This window comes from Pseudoalteromonas sp. AWM4_233, assembly GCF_056158285.1.
Genome location: NZ_JBSWSZ010000001.1, coordinates 1,343,656 through 1,362,094, shown reverse-complemented (window position 1 = coordinate 1,362,094; position 18,439 = coordinate 1,343,656). Strand labels below are relative to the sequence as shown.

General features: G+C 40.9%; 15 protein-coding genes and 3 tRNA genes. 11 read left to right on the top strand and 7 right to left on the bottom strand.

The features are described from left to right. Positions 1 to 13: 13 nt before the first annotated feature. Positions 14 to 472 carry a YchJ family protein gene (locus ACXAC4_RS06005; protein WP_475159782.1) on the top strand — a complete coding sequence of 153 codons (459 nt, stop codon included), beginning with the start codon at positions 14 to 16 and terminating at the stop codon, positions 470 to 472. 38 nt (positions 473 to 510) lie between these two features. Here ACXAC4_RS06005 and ACXAC4_RS06000 read toward each other — a convergent pair whose 3' ends face one another. Next, positions 511 to 1,032, bottom strand: coding sequence for a VC2046/SO_2500 family protein (locus ACXAC4_RS06000; protein WP_475159781.1), 522 nt, complete (start codon positions 1,030 to 1,032; stop codon positions 511 to 513). A gap of 112 nt (positions 1,033 to 1,144) precedes the next feature. Here ACXAC4_RS06000 and ACXAC4_RS05995 point away from each other — a divergent pair. The 3 genes from ACXAC4_RS05995 (at position 1,145) to ACXAC4_RS05985 (ending at position 1,445) form a co-directional block, all read left to right on the top strand. Continuing rightward, positions 1,145 to 1,229: transfer RNA gene (locus ACXAC4_RS05995), tRNA-Tyr, on the top strand. Positions 1,230 to 1,248: 19 nt separating this feature from the next. Beyond that, positions 1,249 to 1,333, top strand: a tRNA-Tyr gene (locus ACXAC4_RS05990). A 27-nt stretch (positions 1,334 to 1,360) separates the two neighbouring features. Then, a tRNA-Tyr gene (locus tag ACXAC4_RS05985) sits at positions 1,361 to 1,445 on the top strand. 26 nt (positions 1,446 to 1,471) lie between these two features. On the opposite strand, the gene ACXAC4_RS05980 is transcribed toward ACXAC4_RS05985, so the two are convergent. Continuing rightward, the gene (locus ACXAC4_RS05980) at positions 1,472 to 2,143 is read right to left on the bottom strand and encodes a M48 family metallopeptidase (protein WP_475159779.1); all 672 of its coding nucleotides are present in this window, start codon (positions 2,141 to 2,143) and stop codon (positions 1,472 to 1,474) included. Positions 2,144 to 2,227: 84 nt separating this feature from the next. Between ACXAC4_RS05980 and ACXAC4_RS05975 the strand changes: the two genes are divergently transcribed. Continuing rightward, on the top strand, positions 2,228 to 3,208 hold the full coding sequence (locus ACXAC4_RS05975) for an ion channel (RefSeq protein ID WP_349285922.1): 981 nt from the start codon (positions 2,228 to 2,230) through the stop codon (positions 3,206 to 3,208). A gap of 27 nt (positions 3,209 to 3,235) precedes the next feature. On the opposite strand, the gene ACXAC4_RS05970 is transcribed toward ACXAC4_RS05975, so the two are convergent. From ACXAC4_RS05970 to ACXAC4_RS05955, 4 genes are all read right to left on the bottom strand, one after another. Continuing rightward, the gene (locus tag ACXAC4_RS05970; RefSeq protein WP_475159778.1) at positions 3,236 to 4,843 is read right to left on the bottom strand and encodes a hypothetical protein; all 1,608 of its coding nucleotides are present in this window, start codon (positions 4,841 to 4,843) and stop codon (positions 3,236 to 3,238) included. Positions 4,844 to 5,079: 236 nt separating this feature from the next. Beyond that, positions 5,080 to 7,500, bottom strand: a complete 2,421-nt coding sequence (gene hrpB / locus ACXAC4_RS05965) for an ATP-dependent helicase HrpB (RefSeq protein WP_475164058.1) — start codon at positions 7,498 to 7,500, stop codon at positions 5,080 to 5,082. 29 nt (positions 7,501 to 7,529) lie between these two features. Beyond that, positions 7,530 to 9,392, bottom strand: coding sequence for a diguanylate cyclase (locus ACXAC4_RS05960; RefSeq protein ID WP_475159776.1), 1,863 nt, complete (start codon positions 9,390 to 9,392; stop codon positions 7,530 to 7,532). Further along, positions 9,389 to 10,198 (bottom strand): hypothetical protein, encoded by an 810-nt coding sequence (locus ACXAC4_RS05955; protein ID WP_475159774.1) that lies wholly within the window; start codon positions 10,196 to 10,198, stop codon positions 9,389 to 9,391. Before ACXAC4_RS05955 ends, ACXAC4_RS05960 begins: the two co-directional genes overlap by 4 nt. A gap of 379 nt (positions 10,199 to 10,577) precedes the next feature. On the opposite strand from ACXAC4_RS05955, the gene ACXAC4_RS05950 reads away from it, so the two are divergent. After that, positions 10,578 to 11,075: a MarR family winged helix-turn-helix transcriptional regulator gene (locus tag ACXAC4_RS05950; protein WP_349285918.1), complete on the top strand. Its 498-nt coding sequence runs from the start codon at positions 10,578 to 10,580 to the stop codon at positions 11,073 to 11,075. Positions 11,076 to 11,167: 92 nt separating this feature from the next. Here the strand turns inward: ACXAC4_RS05950 and ablB are convergent, their stop codons facing one another. After that, the gene (gene ablB / locus ACXAC4_RS05945) at positions 11,168 to 12,022 is read right to left on the bottom strand and encodes a putative beta-lysine N-acetyltransferase (RefSeq protein WP_475159771.1); all 855 of its coding nucleotides are present in this window, start codon (positions 12,020 to 12,022) and stop codon (positions 11,168 to 11,170) included. 586 nt (positions 12,023 to 12,608) lie between these two features. On the opposite strand from ablB, the gene betI reads away from it, so the two are divergent. The 5 genes from betI to ACXAC4_RS05920 all read left to right on the top strand — a co-directional run bounded on the left by betI (position 12,609) and on the right by ACXAC4_RS05920 (position 18,378). After that, on the top strand, positions 12,609 to 13,199 hold the full coding sequence (gene betI, locus ACXAC4_RS05940; protein WP_475159770.1) for a transcriptional regulator BetI: 591 nt from the start codon (positions 12,609 to 12,611) through the stop codon (positions 13,197 to 13,199). A gap of 2 nt (positions 13,200 to 13,201) precedes the next feature. Then, positions 13,202 to 14,665 carry a betaine-aldehyde dehydrogenase gene (gene betB, locus ACXAC4_RS05935; RefSeq protein ID WP_475159768.1) on the top strand — a complete coding sequence of 488 codons (1,464 nt, stop codon included), beginning with the start codon at positions 13,202 to 13,204 and terminating at the stop codon, positions 14,663 to 14,665. Between the two features lie 9 nt (positions 14,666 to 14,674). Further along, entirely contained in the window at positions 14,675 to 16,324 is a 1,650-nt protein-coding gene (gene betA / locus ACXAC4_RS05930) for a choline dehydrogenase (RefSeq protein ID WP_475159767.1), read from the top strand. A gap of 135 nt (positions 16,325 to 16,459) precedes the next feature. Beyond that, a complete protein-coding gene (locus ACXAC4_RS05925) occupies positions 16,460 to 17,677 on the top strand; it encodes a BCCT family transporter (protein WP_475159765.1) in 1,218 nt (405 codons plus the stop codon). A gap of 2 nt (positions 17,678 to 17,679) precedes the next feature. Continuing rightward, the gene (locus tag ACXAC4_RS05920) at positions 17,680 to 18,378 is read left to right on the top strand and encodes a TorF family putative porin (RefSeq protein WP_475159764.1); all 699 of its coding nucleotides are present in this window, start codon (positions 17,680 to 17,682) and stop codon (positions 18,376 to 18,378) included. The last annotated feature ends 61 nt before the right edge of the window (positions 18,379 to 18,439 follow it).

Here is an 18,439-nt window from a genome sequence, read left to right as displayed (position 1 = left end):
AAAAGATTTTCTTATGTGTTACTGTTCTAACACTCAACCTTATGAGTCATGCTGCAATGTATTCATTACTAAGCAAAAGTTGCCTGACACAGCAGAGCAGCTTATGCGCTCCCGTTACAGTGCTTATGCGACTAATAATGCACAGTATATACTCGAGACTTATGCCAAATCTGAGCAAAGTAATCATAGCCTTGAAGATATCGCTGCATTCGCGTCATTTGCCAACTTTATTAAACTTGAGATCGTCGCAACAAAAACTGAACCTGATTTTGATTATGTGGAGTTTAGAGCACATTATTTGGCAGACGGAAAACATTGCCAAATACATGAGGTTTCAAGATTTATTAAAGAAGAAGAGGCATGGCGTTACTTAGATGGCCAATTATATGACGTGCCTGAGTTAAAAGTGTCTAGAAATGATCCCTGCCCCTGTGACAGTGGCAAAAAATTTAAAAAGTGTCACGCTAGCTGATTTAAACCGTACCTAAGCTAATTCACTATCATCTCACATTAGGCGGACAACTGAACCGCCTGCTGCATTTCTCCACTAGCTAATTGATCATAAAAACCCGCTGCATCTATTTTGGGTTTATCCATCTCTAATACGCCAGCTCTTTGAGCGAAAATTTTAGCCTGCACAGTAGGTTCACAATTATCAATAATGGCCAACTCAATGTGCTTCTTATCGTCTCTGATATTTAAAGGTTCTGGTGAAAGACAATTTCTTAGCCTTAGTTCTGTAAGTCCCTGCTCATGAAGTAAACGGCTATTGTTTTCACCTATGGTCATATCGTAGGTGTTGGGAGCCGTTTGTTGCTGCGGACCGATTTGAAGTTCTTTTTTTAACGCATCTTCGCTCTTGTCTGGCTCAATTAATTCTGATTCAGGTAAATGAAATTCACTGAAGTCGAGTGCGTTTGGTGAAAGCATAGCCAAACAAAGCGCAAAGTCGGCACGACGATCTTGTGCCACGCTTTTTGCTAGCGTGTCACCAAGCTGATGCTCCTTGTTTAAAATGCGCTCTAATTGCATAGAGTTTCACCGATTATTTAAAAAGTTATATTTTTATCGGCATTTTTTTAATTTTCTTTAGTTGTTTTCTTTACTTAATAAAAAACTTTGTTATTATCAGCGCCGTTGTTTAGGAGGGGTTCCCGAGCGGCCAAAGGGATCAGACTGTAAATCTGACGGCTCTGCCTTCGCTGGTTCGAATCCAGCCCCCTCCACCACAACAACACATTACAACTTGGAGGGGTTCCCGAGCGGCCAAAGGGATCAGACTGTAAATCTGACGGCTCTGCCTTCGCTGGTTCGAATCCAGCCCCCTCCACCAAGTTGTACAAAATTAGATATCCCCTGTGGAGGGGTTCCCGAGCGGCCAAAGGGATCAGACTGTAAATCTGACGGCTCTGCCTTCGCTGGTTCGAATCCAGCCCCCTCCACCATCTTTTTCTTATAAAACCATCTTATTTCACTCTATCATTAGCGCTTTACCATTCTTGTTAAACCATAATCTTGCAGACTTATAATCTTCATAGTGCTTTTCAACAAGTTGCCAAAATAATGTGTTATGTGCCAGTACATGACAATGTGCTAGCTCATGAACAATGACATAATCAATTATATGCTTTGGCGCCCCAGCAAGAAGGCTGTTAAAAGTAAGCGCTTGTTTACTGCTACAACTCCCCCAGCGGCTTTTATACTCCCTGATTTTCACCGCTGAAACATGACAATTCATTTGCTTAGACAATTGCTCTAAGCACAACTCTAAATAACTAGAGAGCAAATCTGTCAGTAATTCAATGATCGCTCGCCTAAACTCAAGCTTCTCTTGGCGCAGCACTTTAGGTAAATATATAAAGCGGCTCTCATGATCTAATATAGGCTTGTTTATATCTGAAAATTCAACCTTGTAAACTGAACCAAAAACCAAAAGTGACCTTGTTTGCAAAGGCTTTTGTTTATTAGGCGCAAGCTCTAGTTTCTGTCTTTGTGCATGTACCCAGTCTTTTTTGCTCTTGAGCCAATTTTCTAAAGCGACTTCACACACGTTTTCGGGGGCTGTCACGACCACTTGTTCTGGTGTGACTTTAATTGCAACCGTCTTTCTTCGTTTACTAAGCTTTAATTGATAATCAAACATTTTTAAGAATTTTTTTTACTTCACATTCAAAGCCATAAATTTACTGCTACCTTTAGTGTAATAAGACTATAAAGGGGTTAATTTATGAAAGATAAACCTACTTGCCAATATCAATCTCCTGATGGTCATCGCTGCCAAGAAATCGATATGGGCTCTGGTCTTTGCTTTTGGCATGACGCAAAGTTCGATAAAAGTGGGCTTGAATTATCGCAAAAACTAGAACGTTATGCCAAGCGTGGTGGGCTTCTGCAAGGTTTGGAGTTGAAAAGAGCGAATCTAGAAGGACTAAACCTTGTCAAACATAATGACCATACTGGTTACGACTTATCATATAGCAATTTTTATCGTGCAAATTTAAGAGGCGCGCACCTATTTAACAACAAAATTGAAAATGCCTCTTTAATGAAAGCAGATCTGCATGATGCCAATTTACATTGCTGTAAGCTTTCAAATTCCAACTTATTGGGTATAAAGCTAAACAATACTCGGATCGATAATATAGATTTAAGTGGTAAGTTACAGCAAGAAAATGAGGCAAGCTTAGCGGCCAAAGAGAAACGAACAGAAGATGCCGCTGATTTCTTCTTACAATCTGAAGAGACATACCGCACACTTAGAAAAGGCGCTGAGCAACAAGGTCTTTTTGAAATGGCTGGTAATTATACCTACAAAGAGCTGCGTATGCGTCATTATCAATACCCGACCCATTCAAAAAAGCGCTTTATGAGTGCGGCTGTTGATCTTCTCTGTGGTTATGGTGAAAAACCCGCAAATGTGATCCGTTTCAGCCTTTCAATGATTGTATTTTGCGCACTGATGTACTTCCTGTTTGGCATCAGCTATCAGGATGAAGTGCTTTCTATTAACTTTTCACAAAGCTTTTCTGACAATATAAGTGCACTGCTTAACAGTTTTTATTTTAGTGTAGTGACATTTACAACTCTGGGGTATGGCGACATAACCCCCATCGGATTTTCACGCTTTATTGCCACGGTTGAAGCATTTACAGGCAGTTTCTCCTTGGCATTATTCGTCGTGGTTTTCGTAAAGAGAATGACGCGTTAATCGTGTCATTCTCTTATACAATATGCATCACTCATCCTTTGGCCAGTTAAATGGAATACTGGGAACAGTAAGCCCTCTCGCGGCCAACGCTTCTGGTACTGTCAGGCTAGTGTCTGAAGCGCTCCACAGATCGTTCGTAAATACTGAACTGCTATCTTCGTCAGTGATATCACCTAAAACACCACTTAAATCTATATCAAATATGAAACTACCTGAGCCATCATAGTCACAACTTGTTGTCGGTGCATATTCAATATTAGCTCTATGATCAGTGCCTAAATACACACTTAAACTGGCATCGTACTCGAAGAATTGTCTTTGTGTTTTAGCAACGAGTGCATGGCTTGCACCTGGTCCAGCCCAGTTACATATAAACCCTTGGATCCAACCGTCAGTGTCTGTGACTTGTTCACCATAACCAAAATGCGCTTCACCATTGTCTAAACTAGTATCATTAAATCCTATATTAAATATCCGACTGTGAGAGTCGTTCACACCCGCTTGCCAAACATAGCTATAACTACCAGCCAGAGAGGTTAAATCGAAATCAGCACCTAAGATTGCAAAATTTTCACTCCAACCATCGCTGTTTGAAGCGCTATACGTATTATCAACATCAACTAAACCATTACTATTAAATACTCCTGAGGCACTATGGCCGCATAAGGTGGCATTTCTTAATTGCAAGTTCATCTCATCATCTTCTCTTTCATACGCGAGAGACGCTGCGAACGTACGTTCATTCTGACTGCAATTAAACCCTGGCCACTCTATACCAGACACCCCTTGCTTTCCTTCAACCGTGTATTGTAATAACCCGGTATATTCAGTTTCTTCTGAACTAGGCGCGTGCGACATTGAAATAGTAATTCGATAGTCATTGCCAGACACTTGATAGTCCATTTCAGCGCTATATGTCCAGGTATCTGACGCAAGAGAGATGCTTGCAGAATCGAAGCTAACGCTGGTTATCCCTTGGGCATTCATATAAGTGGTGAGATCTAGTGTTGCGCCCTCTTCCGGCAAAGATTCACCTTCACTGTCTGCAACGCTGATAAAACTCGCAATAACCATTAACGCCATTTGTGTTTGTGATTCAACACCAGAAAGCAGTGCATTTATTTGCGATACGGCGCAAGCGTTCCCACTGCTATCTTCTGCAAGCCACAAACCCAAATCACCACTGGGTAATGTACCTGAACTACTGCCTGAGCCACTCGCTTCAGGGTGCCCTTCATACATTAACTGGGGGCCGAAACAATCTGAGTTAATGCTAACTTGATAGAAAGAGGCAACATCAAATGCATCTGAAATTGCAAGCTCCCCGGCTAACACCTGCCCTATTTGCTCTGTTGCGGAAAAATAACTAGGGACAGTTGGGCCAAAGAGAGGTGTATTTGGCGCGTAATTCGGGCTGTTTTTTGCGCGTTTTTGCTGTGAACTGTCAGAAAAAGGTGATGACACCATTAAACTAGTTGGGAAACGTAAAGCAACTTTAGGCGCTTCAGTTTCGTCATTTGTTGATTGTGTCGGCTCTGGGGTAGATGTCATATTCTGACTATCTTCAGAGCTACTTGAACCGCAGCCGGATAGACATACTAAAGCAGTTAAAACAGCAGGCAGGTAAGGTTTCATACGACAAACTCCGTGATTGGCTTTAATAAAACGATTAGCAAAGCCTCAGAAAATTGCAAAACCCCTTTTTAAAAAATGTAGACATACTCATTGTAAATATGATCTAGATTGTATTTATTTCTCTTAGCCTTAGCAGCATCAAGTCAATAAATTAGGCGCAAAGCGCTGACAATAACTTACTGTTTCTTACAATTAAAAGCGTGATCCCTAACTGCACTTTAAGTGATAAAAAGTCGCTACATACGACTTTTTACTCTATTTGTTGCTGGACTATTGGCTGGATCATCTGGCCAAAAATGTTTTGGATAACGCCCTTTCATTTCTTTTTGCACGTCTTTATAACTTGTGCCCCAGAAGTTCGCTAAGTCCTGTGTAAGCTGTAAAGGACGCTGCGCTGGGGATAATAACTCCATTAACAAAGGAAGCCGCCCTTCACACAGTCTTGGGGTTTCAAGCATACCAAACACCTCTTGCATTCGAACGCTGAGTTTTGCTGGTCCTTCTTGTTGATAAGTGAGCTTTATATTAGACCCTGAGGGCACTTGTATTCTGACGGGCAGGAGTTGTTCTAAAGCTTGCTGTTGGGACCAATCTAAACGACTCATTAGTGCATCTTTGAGCGCGAGTTTAGTTAACGCGCCGAACTGCTTTACTTGCTCTAAATATGGAGACAACCATGTTAAATCTGCTGTTAATGCATGCTCAGATAAATCATTGAATGTGTCAGGGTAAAACTTACAGGCTAATTCAAAGCGAATAAGTAACTGCTCACACTCGCCGTATGATTTGAATAATGATAGACCTTGTTTAGCTATCAAACTTAACCATGCTTGCGTTCTTGCTTGTGTGTCAATTTCGGCTCTGCTTGGTTTGCTCGAAAGGATTATCTGCCCAAGTATTTCTCGGTCTTCATGAATAAACTTCTGCTGTTTTTCATCAAATTCGCAAACTGTTTGTTCGCTTATCAAATATGGAAGATAGGCATTTAACTCTTCAATATGTAAGGGAGTCGCACTAAACACCTGCATGCCCTTTTCTCCACCCAAGGATACAATGGCTAAGTACTCAGCAACTGGCCACACTTGTTCATTAACTTTGACACCTGCACCATTTGCCATTAAAAAGCCTTGCCCTCTGCGTTTTGCAATACGATCGGGGTAAGCCAATGCAATAAGGAGTGGCACGGCAGATATAGGGAGCTCTGCAGGTTTTGCAATTTTAAGCCTTTTACACCAGTGCTGATACGCTTGCTTGAAGCTTGATGTTGGTTTAGTTAGCATGGTAGACAGTGCAATCGCTACATCAGGGTTATGTTGTTTTCCTTGCTCCCAAAGACTAACCAATGCACATGCCAAAGCAGTAATGCCTGGGAGTTCAACTTCAAGTTGTTGGGCTTTTAATATCATATGGGCGTGTCTTGGTTCAGTACCAAAACTATGGATCTGAGCGCCTAATGGAGTTAATTTTCCGTTGGCATCTAGCACTTCTAACATCTGTAGTAATTGAGTCGCTTGCTCTTGCTGAGATAACGATGGCTGATCAAGTAATGGCAGAGCTGACACTTCTGCTCCCCATACTTTGGCCTCGAGCATTAAGGCACTAATATCTGATGTTTTTATCTGGGGTAAATCGTGGGCTATGCGTCGGTCGAACTGCGCTTTTTCACCAAGTCTATAAACAACTCCCGGCTCAATACGCCCTGCACGCCCCGCCCTTTGCACCGCCGACGCTTTTGAGATTGACTGTGTTTTAAGCTCACTCACACCGGTGTTCAAGTTATAAACCGCAGCGCGCTTTTTACCACTGTCTATCACTACACGAACGCCTTCGATGGTCAAAGACGTTTCGGCCACATTGGTGGTCAATACCACTTTTCTTCTTCCTTGCGGTGCTGGAGCAATAGCGGCTTGCTGTTGTTGTTTATTTTGCTCGCCAAATAAGCTGACAACGTCAATATTGTCGCCCAATTCACCTAAATTTTGTGCCACAAAATTAATCTCTTTTTGGCCTGGAAGAAAGACCAAAATACTGCCAGATTGCTCTTCAATCGCTTTATGTATTACATTTGGAATAGCTGCTAACCACTCTCGCTCGTTGCGAAGTGGCACATACATTTCTTCGACAGGATAGCTTCGACCCTCCGAGCGAATCAAAGGACATTGTAAAAACTGCTGGTAACGCTCAGAGTCTAATGTCGCAGACATGACTAAAATTTTAAGGTCATCTCTCAGTGCGCTTTGGCTTTCTAATGATAAAGCCAACGCAGTATCTGCTTGTAATGAGCGCTCATGAAATTCATCAAAGATAAGTAGATCTATGCCATCTAACTCTGGGTCTTGCTGGATCATGCGTGTTAAAACGCCTTCAGTGACGATTTCTAAACGCGTTCGGTGACTGACTTTCGCTTCTTGCTTTATTCTTAATCCGATTTGCTCGCCGACTTGTTCACCTAGTTGTTGAGCTAAAAAATTAGCAATATTGCGCGCCGCTAATCTGCGCGGCTCTAACATCACTATTTTCTTAAATTGCCTTGATAACATGAGTTGTAAAGGCAACCAAGTTGATTTACCTGCACCTGGGGGGGCCTGTAGTAATACACTCGGGTGAGAAGATAAGGAGTCGGTCAATTGTGAAAAAACAGATTCAATCGGCAGCACAGTTTCGCTCAAATAGATAAACTTTTTGTTTAGTTTATCATGGTATTGACGATCTCCTCACGGTTTGAGATTGCCTTTAGGTTTCCCTGCTCTATTAATTGCTTGGCATTATTAACAATATCTTCAGCCTTAAGGGCTTTGTCAAACTTTGCTTCTGTGATCCCAACCCATGCATTCCTGCCACCGTTCTTCGCCGTATATAAACACAAGTCTGCAAGTTCGATGGTTTGCTCCCAGTCAAGCAAAGCCGAGTTTCTTTGCAAAGGAAATGGTGTAAAGCCAAATGAAGCAGTAACCGGAATTCGTATGTTATTATCTTTAAACTCAAAAGACTCTATATTAACTCTGATCCGCTCTAGTATTTCTGCTGCTGCGTCACGCGAGATATTAGGCATTAATAGTAAAAATTCTTCACCACCCCAACGAATAATGACATCATTTTGCCTAATCGTTTGTTTTAGCACAGTTACAAAAGATTTTAGAACTGCATCACCTGCGCTATGCCCATAGGTGTCATTGACCCGCTTAAACAAGTCGATATCAATTAAACACATAATGGTTGACTCGGTCATAATATCAGTGGGTAAATATTCGTCAATGTGGGTGAATAAGAAGTGACGATTATAGGCCCCTGTTAGACTATCTGTATAACTTAATGCTTGAAGCTGTTTATTTCTAATTGCAAGCTCTTGTGTACGCTGAGCAACTTGCTGCTCAAGTATTTTCAACGTACGTCTGTTTTGCCAGCGCCAATATATAAAAAATAGTAATGTAAAAAACAACACCACAAGTAATATCACTCGCTGTTGTAATAAAGCGGTGTTTTCGATTGCTTGCATCTGTTGCGTTATCTGTTGCTCTTTTAGGGCATTATCTTTTTCGAGTAAAGACAACTGCTGCCTTTGCTGATCAAAGTCAAACCTAGCCTCAAGCTGCAGTAACTTGTTATTTCTTTTTTGCAGGTCTAATGCCTTTTGTGTAAATGCATAGCGCTTCAGATATAGATGCGCCCATTGATAATCTTGGATTTGAGCAAAACTGGCAGCCAGAGTATGTTGTAATTGTGCTTGCTCTTCTAAAAAACGTGTGTGAAAAGTACTTTGTAGACCATCTTGGGCAGTTAAAATCGCTTTTGCAAACAAACCAGCTTGAAGGTATGTCTTCGCTTGCAGCACTTTAACCATTAACTTAGTATGATGGAATTGACTGTCTGAGTTGTACTGGCTAATTTGATCAATCAAATTCTGTGCTGCAATGTGCTCACCCATTTCTAACTTTACTTTGGCTTTCTCAATCAGCAACTCAATGTAAATCGACTTGCTCATATTCGGTTTGTCTAGCGCGTCATCTAGCACATACAATGCTTGCAAATAACTACCTTTACTGAAATAGATCCTAGCCTGCCAAAGAAAAACCTTAGCCCTCAAAATACTGACTTTAGGTAATTGATTGACTAAAAGTGCTATTTTATTCATTTTTTCTGATGCTTGCTTAAAGCGCTCTAAAGATACCTCTAAATGAACAATTGAAAGGTAAACACTGATCAACAGAGCGGGATCGGCCTGCTCCACCGCAATATCTAGCGCCTGTTGATTAAGCGTTAAGCTCTCTTTGTAGTCACCGTAACGGTGTTTAAGTAATGCCACCAATAATAATGCTTCAGCTTGAACTTTAGCATTGTTAACAGAAGCCGCTTCTTGCTCGAGCGCCTTTAGGTTTGGCAATAATTTTAAGTCATATGTTGCCAATACTGCTTTTTTATACACCTCTAGCTTTGCGGGTAGCTCAGCAAAACTTTTTGTTTGAAACTTAGACGCAGATGTTTTACTGGAAGATTCAAAACAAAAAAAGAAAAGAAATAACGCAATAAGCTGAGAAGTATATTTAATCATTGCAATCCCGGATTGAGCATTTGAATGTTTATCGTTTGCCAATCCGTGACTTTCTCATTAATGAAACCTGACTGTTTCAACGCTTTTTCTATTGTGCCATTTGTTCGAAGTATACTTAGACCTTTATTGAGCGCCTTAAATACTGCGCGACCTTCTGGATGGCGTTTACTTACGACAAAATGTCTAGAATCTGGCAAAAATACCTTAATATTATTGATCGGCACATATAAGCGATTCTCAAAGTTTAACTCTAAGCTTTGACTAACACTAAAGTTGATCAGCATAGCATCCACCACACTGGTCTCTACCATTTCCAACATGGTTTCCCAAAGGCCAATAAAGCTCACAATGTTTAAGTCGGTATTATGAAGTGCACGCCAATCTACCTTCCACCTGGGGTTTGCAACCACGGTTAGGCTTTCTAGCTGAGCCTTAGCTAAATTGTGGAGATGCACGTTACGCTTAGCAACATATAAACCAGCTTCGTATTCGCCAAATTTAACTAAAGGTTCACTTACAAACAATGACCCTCGATAATTGAGAATGTCTTCATGCCACACAGAGCGAGCCAAAACCAGACTGTCTCCAGCAATTAGATCTGAATATTCTAAAATGTTGATAGAAGGTTTTGGGTTAAAAACGATAGGTCTATCAATACCTCCAAGTTTTAACGCTTGTTGTAACAGGATCATTTCAATAATTTCTATGTGTGATCCTTTTGTTGTGGCATGAAAGTCTTTGACTTCATAAGGGGAGCGACCATTTAAAAAACTTTGATAACGCTGCGTAAAGTTTTCACTTTGCATGATATCTACCACCAAAGGCGTTTGTGAAAAACACCAATTAGGAAGTAAAAGAAAAAATGTTAGAACACAAAACCGCATACACACCGCACCACAAAGTAAAGTGCACTACTATGCACTTTTTGTGAACATTATATGAGCGAGAGTATTTATAGCAACAAATTTAATGCAAAAGGATGAACTTAATTAGACTTAAAAGAACAAAAAATTTACAAAAAGAACAATTTAAGGCACTAAAAAAGATTTTGATAAACGCAAAACTTGCCTGATAGTGCCTTTCCAACATACGCTAAATACTAAAATCACTGATTCTTCATCAGTATTTTAATCCTTTTGAGATAGATGCTATTATCGGCACAAATAGTCTATCAGTGCTGTAATCATGGAAAAATACGAAGAGCTACTAGTCTCAATCAGAAAAGTCATCCGTGCGATTGACTTGCATTCTAAGCAATTAAATAAATCATCGGGTCTAACAGGTCCACAGTTACTTATCATGCAAGAAATTGCGCGAGTTAAAGGTGTGACGGCGAGTCAGGTTGCCAAACAAATTAACCTCAGTGCAGCAACAGTAACGAACATATTAGATAGACTTGAAAACCGCGGCTTGATCCAACGAGTTAGAAGCTCTGAAGACAAACGACGTGTTGGGTTGTTTTTATCTGAAGATGGTAAGACAGCATTAATTGATGCACCACAACCTCTACAAGAGCACTTTATCCAAAAGTTTTGTCAGCTAGAAGAATGGGAGCAATCTTTATTGCTTTCCTCTATGCAACGTATTGCTTCTATGATGGATGCAACAGAAATCGATGCTGCACCTGTGCTTGAAATTGATCCGATGCACCTCAGCAGCCAAAAGCAAACAGAAGCAGAATAAGCTTTTTAATCAAAGACAGTAATCTTATATTGTCACCCTTCTGATTTTACCAATCCTCTTAATTAAGTGATCTATTTTGAGGATTGGTATTATTACTCTGCTAACTTTTTAAACCAGAGGTTCAAAGACTTGAATTCATCTTCAATTCGATTGTTATTAGTTAGCCGTCCACCAAACTCATATTTTTGCTGCGAAAATATCTTGTTGATAGGTAATGAAGTCGCCAAACATAAGGTATAAACGTATTTAATATCTTGTTGTTGTAAAAACTGCTTAACTTTGTTTAAAAGCGCAGATGCTATGCCTTGATTCTGAAATTGCGTCATCACGCCTAGATCGTAAATACGCGCATTGCTGGTGTCTTTATCTAGCTCAACACGCAAGCAACCAACAATAACGCCCATATAATCAGCGCAGTAGTATTGCACACCACTATTCATGCTCGTCTTAATGAATTCTTCATTACTTACAGGGGATGAGTAATTAGTATAAACATGCCCGTATAATTTACTTAAAGCACGAATATCGGTGAGATTACAGCTTCTGAATTGAACCGGCTCGTTAAACTTTCCCAGATGCCAAGGGTTAGATTTTAAGGCTTCGGCAACGATTTCATCGTATTGTTGACTGAATTCACTTTGCTCACGATTTTTATCTAAAAAATAAGAAATAAATACCGCATCTTCGCTCCCGAAATAACCCGGTACTGTCGCTTCAATCTTATAGCCCTTTTTCAAAAAAGATAATAATTGTGAGCCTTTTACTTTTGCGATTATCTTGCCATAACCTTGCGCTAAAGCGACTTGAACTAATGCCTCATGGAAAGTATTTGGGGTTTTTATCGTCGAGTCAGTCACATAAATTCTGCTATTTAACTGACCATGGCGGATTTGATTAAATTCAACAATTTCATCACAGTCGTAATAACTACTTGCTACGGCTGACATGATCTCTCCATAAATAGGTTAATGCGAGAAAACACTTACTAAATACAAACCATTGTCGAAAATAATTTGATTTAAAACTTTAAAACGCACACACACCCGAATAATCCAATTAAGGTTATTTGTTTATATTCAGTGATTTATAAATTTAACCAAGAAAGGCATGACGCTACAAAGTGGCTTTCAAATACTTTGTATTCGAAGCATATTAACAATTATTAGAACTCGAATCAAATTACAAATCACTAGGAACACTAGCCGTACAAGCACTATTTCAGACTATATTTTCAGCAAACACCCTGTAAATTTTAAAATAGCACCATAAAAAACGCCCCTCCCCGCAATTTAAAACAACTTAATCAATGTAAAAACCAGTAAAAAACCACAGGAACAAATAATTTTAACTATAAATTTAACTACTCAAACAAAAATAATTAAAACCAAACATAAAAAGTTAAAACCAATAATAAACAAAAAGTTAAACCAAGCACATTTATAAGAACAAATAGCAAAAACCTATACAAGCTTGAAAAATTACTTAGAACTCTATAGAATTTATTTTAATTGAACGATCAATTAATAAAAAGTTATGCCAAAAGTAGGAATGGAACCGATACGTCGCCAACAACTCATTGAAGCAACGTTAGAGTCGGTCGCAGAAGTGGGCTTACATGCCACGACCATAAACAGCATTAGTAAGAGAGCGGGCTTATCCTCAGGGATCATTAGCCATTACTTTGGAGGCAAGCAAGGCCTCATTGAGGCGACTGTACGCTTTTTATTAAATAGTTTGAAAACCAGTTTAATCAGTAAAACCCAGCTATCTTGCTCTGCTGAAGAACGGTTAATGTTTATTGTTGAGGCGAACTTTTCAGTTATTCAACAGCAAACCAGTAGTACCAAAACTTGGTTAAGTTTTTGGGCGCAATCAATGCATGATGAACAATTGCACCGATTGCAAACCGTAAATGCAAAACGCTTATACAGTAACCTAGCATTTTCTTTCAAAACGTTAATGCCAGAAAACGATGCCAAACGCGCTGCTAAATTAGCGGCGGGTATGATCGATGGCTTATGGCTAAGGGCTGTTTTAAGTAAGGCCTCAGAGCAAGAATTTAAGCAAGCCGAGCAACTTGCAAAACATTATGTGTCTTCCCTCATTTCATCTTGTGGAGCCTAAAAATGACCACTCCTGTTTATCAGAATTTTATTCATGGACAATTTGTGCCAAACCAAAGTAAAGAAACTTTTGCAGTGAAAAACCCTGCAACTGACGAAGTAATTTATCAAGTCGAAGTTGCAGATGAGTCAATTCAAAAAAAAGCCATTGCCAGTGCACGCGAAGGTTTTGCTGCTTGGTCAGCAATGGCTCCAATCGAAAGAAGTAGAATTCTAAACAAAGCCGTTTGTTTATTACGTGAGCGTAACGACGAGCTAGCTAAAATTGAAGTATTAGACACAGGTAAACCAATTCAAGAAGCGGATTGTGTAGACATTCAAACTGGCGCCGATGTAATTGAATACTTTGCAGGTCTTGCACCTACACAAGTCGGCACACAACAACCCGTTGGCAACGACTTTTTCTATACCCGCAAAGAGCCTTTAGGTATTTGTGCAGGTATCGGTGCATGGAACTACCCGCTACAAATTGCATGTTGGAAATCAGGCCCTGCGCTTGCTGCTGGTAACGTTTTAATCTTTAAGCCATCAGAAGAAACACCTCTTGGCGCAATTAAGCTAGCTGAAATCTTCATTGAAGCGGGTATGCCTGCAGGTGTATTCAACGTTGTGCAAGGTGCTGCAGAAATCGGACAATGGCTGACAACACATCCAGAGATCGAAAAAGTATCGTTCACTGGCGAAGTTGGCACAGGTAAAAAAGTCATGCAAAGCGCCGCATCGAATTTAAAAGATGTGACCATGGAGCTTGGCGGCAAATCACCATTAATCGTATTTGATGACGCCGATATCACAGAAGCTGTAAGTGCAGCCATGTTAGGTAATTTTTATACCCAGGGCGAGATCTGTACTAACTGTACTCGTGTATATGTTCACAAATCGGTTTATACGCAATTTATTAAAGAGCTTAAAGCGCGCACTGAAGCAAATATTATCGCAGGAGATCCCCTTGATCCTAATGTTAATCTGGGCGCGCTTATTTCCAAAAAACACCAAGAGTTGGTGCTGGATTACATCGAAAAAGGCAAAGCCGAAGGTGCCACTTTACTAACAGGTGGCCATGCTTTATCACCTGAATCAGCACCTAACGGCTACTTCGTTGCACCGACTATTTTCATAGACTGTACTGACGACATGACCATTGTCAGAGAAGAGATCTTTGGCCCAGTTATGAGCGTGTTAGTTTTCGAAAATGAAGCTGATGTGATCACCCGCGCTAACAATACTGAGCTAGGGCTAGGTGCCGGTGTATTTAGTCAAAATATTCAACGCGCGCACCGTGTTATCCACCAGCTTAAAGCCGGTATTTGTTGGATAAATAGCTATGGTAATTCCCCTGCCGAAATGCCAGTTGGCGGTTACAAACAATCAGGTATTGGTCGCGAAAATGGCATCGAGACTTTAAATAGCTATACACAAACCAAGTCGGTTTATGTGGGTATGAGTCAAATCGAAAGCCCATTTTAGGAGTCTAATATGCAGTACGACTACATCATCGTCGGTGCAGGCTCTGCGGGCTGTGTGCTGGCAAATCGCCTTTCAGCGGATGCAAAAAACAAGGTACTATTACTAGAAACAGGTGGCTCTGATAAGAGTATTTTTATCAAGATGCCTACTGCGCTGTCTATTCCAATGAATACTGACAAGTATGCATGGCAATTTCATACTGAAGCAGAGCCTTATTTAGACAACCGAAAAATGCACTGCCCACGTGGCAAAGTGCTAGGTGGGTCGTCCTCAATTAATGGCATGGTGTACGTGAGAGGTCACGCCAAAGACTTTGATGAATGGCAAGCGCACGGTGCACAAGGCTGGGATTATCAAGCCTGCTTACCCTATTTCAAAAAAGCTGAAAGCTGGTATCAAGGTGAGAACACCTATCGTGGTGGCACCGGTGAACTGGGCGTCAACAACGGTAATGAAATGAAAAACCCGCTTTATAGCACCTTTATTGAGGCGGGCGCTCAAGCCGGATACCCAGTGACAAATGACTACAACGGTGAGCAGCAAGAAGGCTTTGGCCCGATGCACATGACGGTAAAAGGCGGCGTGCGTAGTTCAACCTCACGCGAGTATTTAGACCCAATTAAACATCGCAGCAATTTAACTGTGGTCACAGGTGCCCTTGTCAGCAAGGTGTGTTTGCTCGATAAAAAAGCCACAGGCGTTGAATATCGTGTGAGTGACAAAGTATGCCAAGCGGATGCTAGTAAAGAAGTCATTTTAAGCGCGGGCCCAATAGGCTCTCCTCATATTCTGCAATTATCTGGTATCGGTGAACGCAAAGCCTTAGAAAATGCGGGTATCGAAGTTAAGCATGAGTTGCCGGGAGTCGGTAAAAACTTACAAGATCACCTGGAGTTTTACTTCCAATACAAGTGTAAAAAGCCAATTACTTTAAACGGTAAACTTGGCTTGATTTCAAAGGGCTTGATCGGCGCTGAATGGGTGTTGAATAAATCAGGGCTTGGCATTACAAACCACTTTGAATCTTGTGCTTTTATTCGCTCAAAAGCCAGTATTGAGTGGCCTGATATTCAATATCACTTTTTGCCAGCGGCGATCCGTTACGATGGTAAGTCTGCATTTGATGGCCATGGTTTCCAAGTACATGTTGGACATAACAAACCGAAGAGTCGAGGGAGTGTAACCATTCAGTCAAATGACCCGCTGGTGCCGCCGAAAATTCAATTTAATTACTTGCAACACCAAGATGACATTGAGGGCTTTAGAGCCTGTGTGCGCCTCACGCGAGAGATCATCTCTCAACCTGCCTTTGATGACTATCGTGATGGTGAAATTCAACCTGGTGAACATATACAAACTGATGAGCAGATTGATGAGTTTGTCCGACAAGCCGTCGAGAGTGCCTACCACCCTTCGTGTTCATGCAAAATGGGCGAAGATGAGATGGCCGTTGTGAACTCGCAAACCCAAGTTCATGGTATTCAGGGCCTGCGAGTGGTGGACTCTTCTATTTTTCCAACTATTCCGAATGGCAACTTGAACGCCCCCACTGTCATGGTCGCTGAAAAAGCCGCAGATATGATTTTAGGTACCACGCCATTGGCACCTATGAATGCCAAAGTGCATTTGCATGAAGGTTGGCGTAGCAAGCAAAGATAAAGAATCTCACAGGTGCACTTAATTGTTGCACCTTGCTGTCATGGTGAGCCGTTTAGGTTGAATGAGAGCAACGACATATAACAATCATAACGGGAGAAAATATGAGTTATTTCTACTTATTTTGGGAGGGTGACAATGACCTTATGGCTTAGTGCGGGCATTTTATTTACCCTACTTTCAATTGCTTTCATTATTTATAAATGGGGCAACGTCGAAGTGGTCGGTGTTACACCGGTCAAAACCTTTACCTTTATTGCTATCTTGTTTACTTCAGGTCTAGATGTTGGCTTAGTGATGTTTCCTCTCACTGAGTTTGCAGGTTATGCAGACATAAACGCAAGCCCAGAATATGGCTTCACAAACCCACTTGCTATCGAGTTTGGTTTTTGGGGTTTCTTGATCTGGGGATTCTACTTCCTTACCTGCTTTTATTTCTGTGTAATTGAACCTAAAGTAAAGTTCTTCGAGATCCCTCTAGTAAAGCTTATTAATAACGTGGTGATCATCGGTACCTGTGCGTTTACTGCATATCTACTACTTTCAAACCTGCCTTGGTATTTACCGAGCATGGGAGACGGTGAGTCAATCATTCCGACTTTCTACCTCATTGTATTTGCAGCCATCGCGTTTGCCGTTTACTCAAGCACTGACATTAAGTATGTACGCTTTTTAAGTATCACTACCACTTGGGTATTCATTGGTTTAATTGCGTTAATGTGGGCCAATGCTTTCGTATTTGGTGACAGTGCGATTTCGGGTTACTTCAATAACTTTGCTTTGATCGGCGACTATTTTGCCAACATGCATCAGTTTGTATTGCCAATTAATGATTACCATGAGTTTTACTTATTCTGGTGGTTTGCTTGGAGCATTATGATCGGTCAATTTACTTCACGTTTCGTGGGTGGACTAAAGACCTATCAAGTACTCGCTGCGATGCTGGTATTCCCATCAATTCCAATTGCGGCTTGGTTTGCAGTGCTTTATCACTACCATGAAGCTGGCATTGCCACAAATGGCTTAGTGAATTTTGCCATGGTGTTTGTTGGTATTGTATTTGTGATCAACTCTCTCGACTCGCTTGTGCGTTTGTACACCGACAATTTGGGCATGACAGTACAGAAATTAGGTAAAGCAAAGTACATCGCGCTGAACATTGGCGCATTGTCTCTACTGACCCTACTTTTCAAACTCAACTTTTTACAGATCCAATGGGTTGGCGCCATTGTGATCGGCATTTTCTTCGCCTGTTTTGGTTATATCTTGGTGAAAAAATATAAAGCCGTAGCCAATATTGAAGGTTCACCAAAAGAAAATGAAATCGACTATACAAAAATAGAAACAGTAAGCTAATTATGACAACAATGATTAAAACATCTCTTATTTCTCTCGCGCTATGCTCAAATTTGGCAATGGCAGATTGGAGTACAACCGTTACTGGCGCATCTGATTATACTTTCAATGGTGTTAGCCAAACTGATAATGGCCCTGCTATTCAAGCGAGTCTTGATAAAGCATTCGATAATGGCGTATATGCAGGCTCTTGGGCATCGAATGTCGATTTGGGTACCGACACTAACTTAGAGTGGGATTTTTATGTAGGCCACTACGCTGAATTAAACAGCCAATGGAGCATTGATTATGGTATCGCTTATTACACGTATCATGGTGAAAGCGCTTCTAGCGACGGTAACTACCCTGAAGTATACGCCAAGTTCGGTTTTAACAATGAGCTAGGTAATACCGAGTTTAACTTCTGGTATAGCTGGGATTATTTTGGAACAGATGCGGGCCATACGATTGCGATGGTGGCACACACCGTTGAACTTGCGCCAAACCACAATTTAAGAGCCAGCTTTGATATCTCAAACTCATTAGATGGTGATAAATTTAGCTGGCAAGCAACTGACAAGTCTTACCATCATTATCGTCTAGCTTATCAGACAAGCTACGAAGGTTTTAATATTGAAGTGGCTGCTGAAAACACCAACCTAGATTGGGATACAGCCGATGAACGTATCGTGCTGTCAGTAGCAAGAACATTCTCTTTATAAGAGAGTTTCAAACTAAAAGGGTGACATTATGTGACCCTTTTTAACAACCAATAGCACTTAT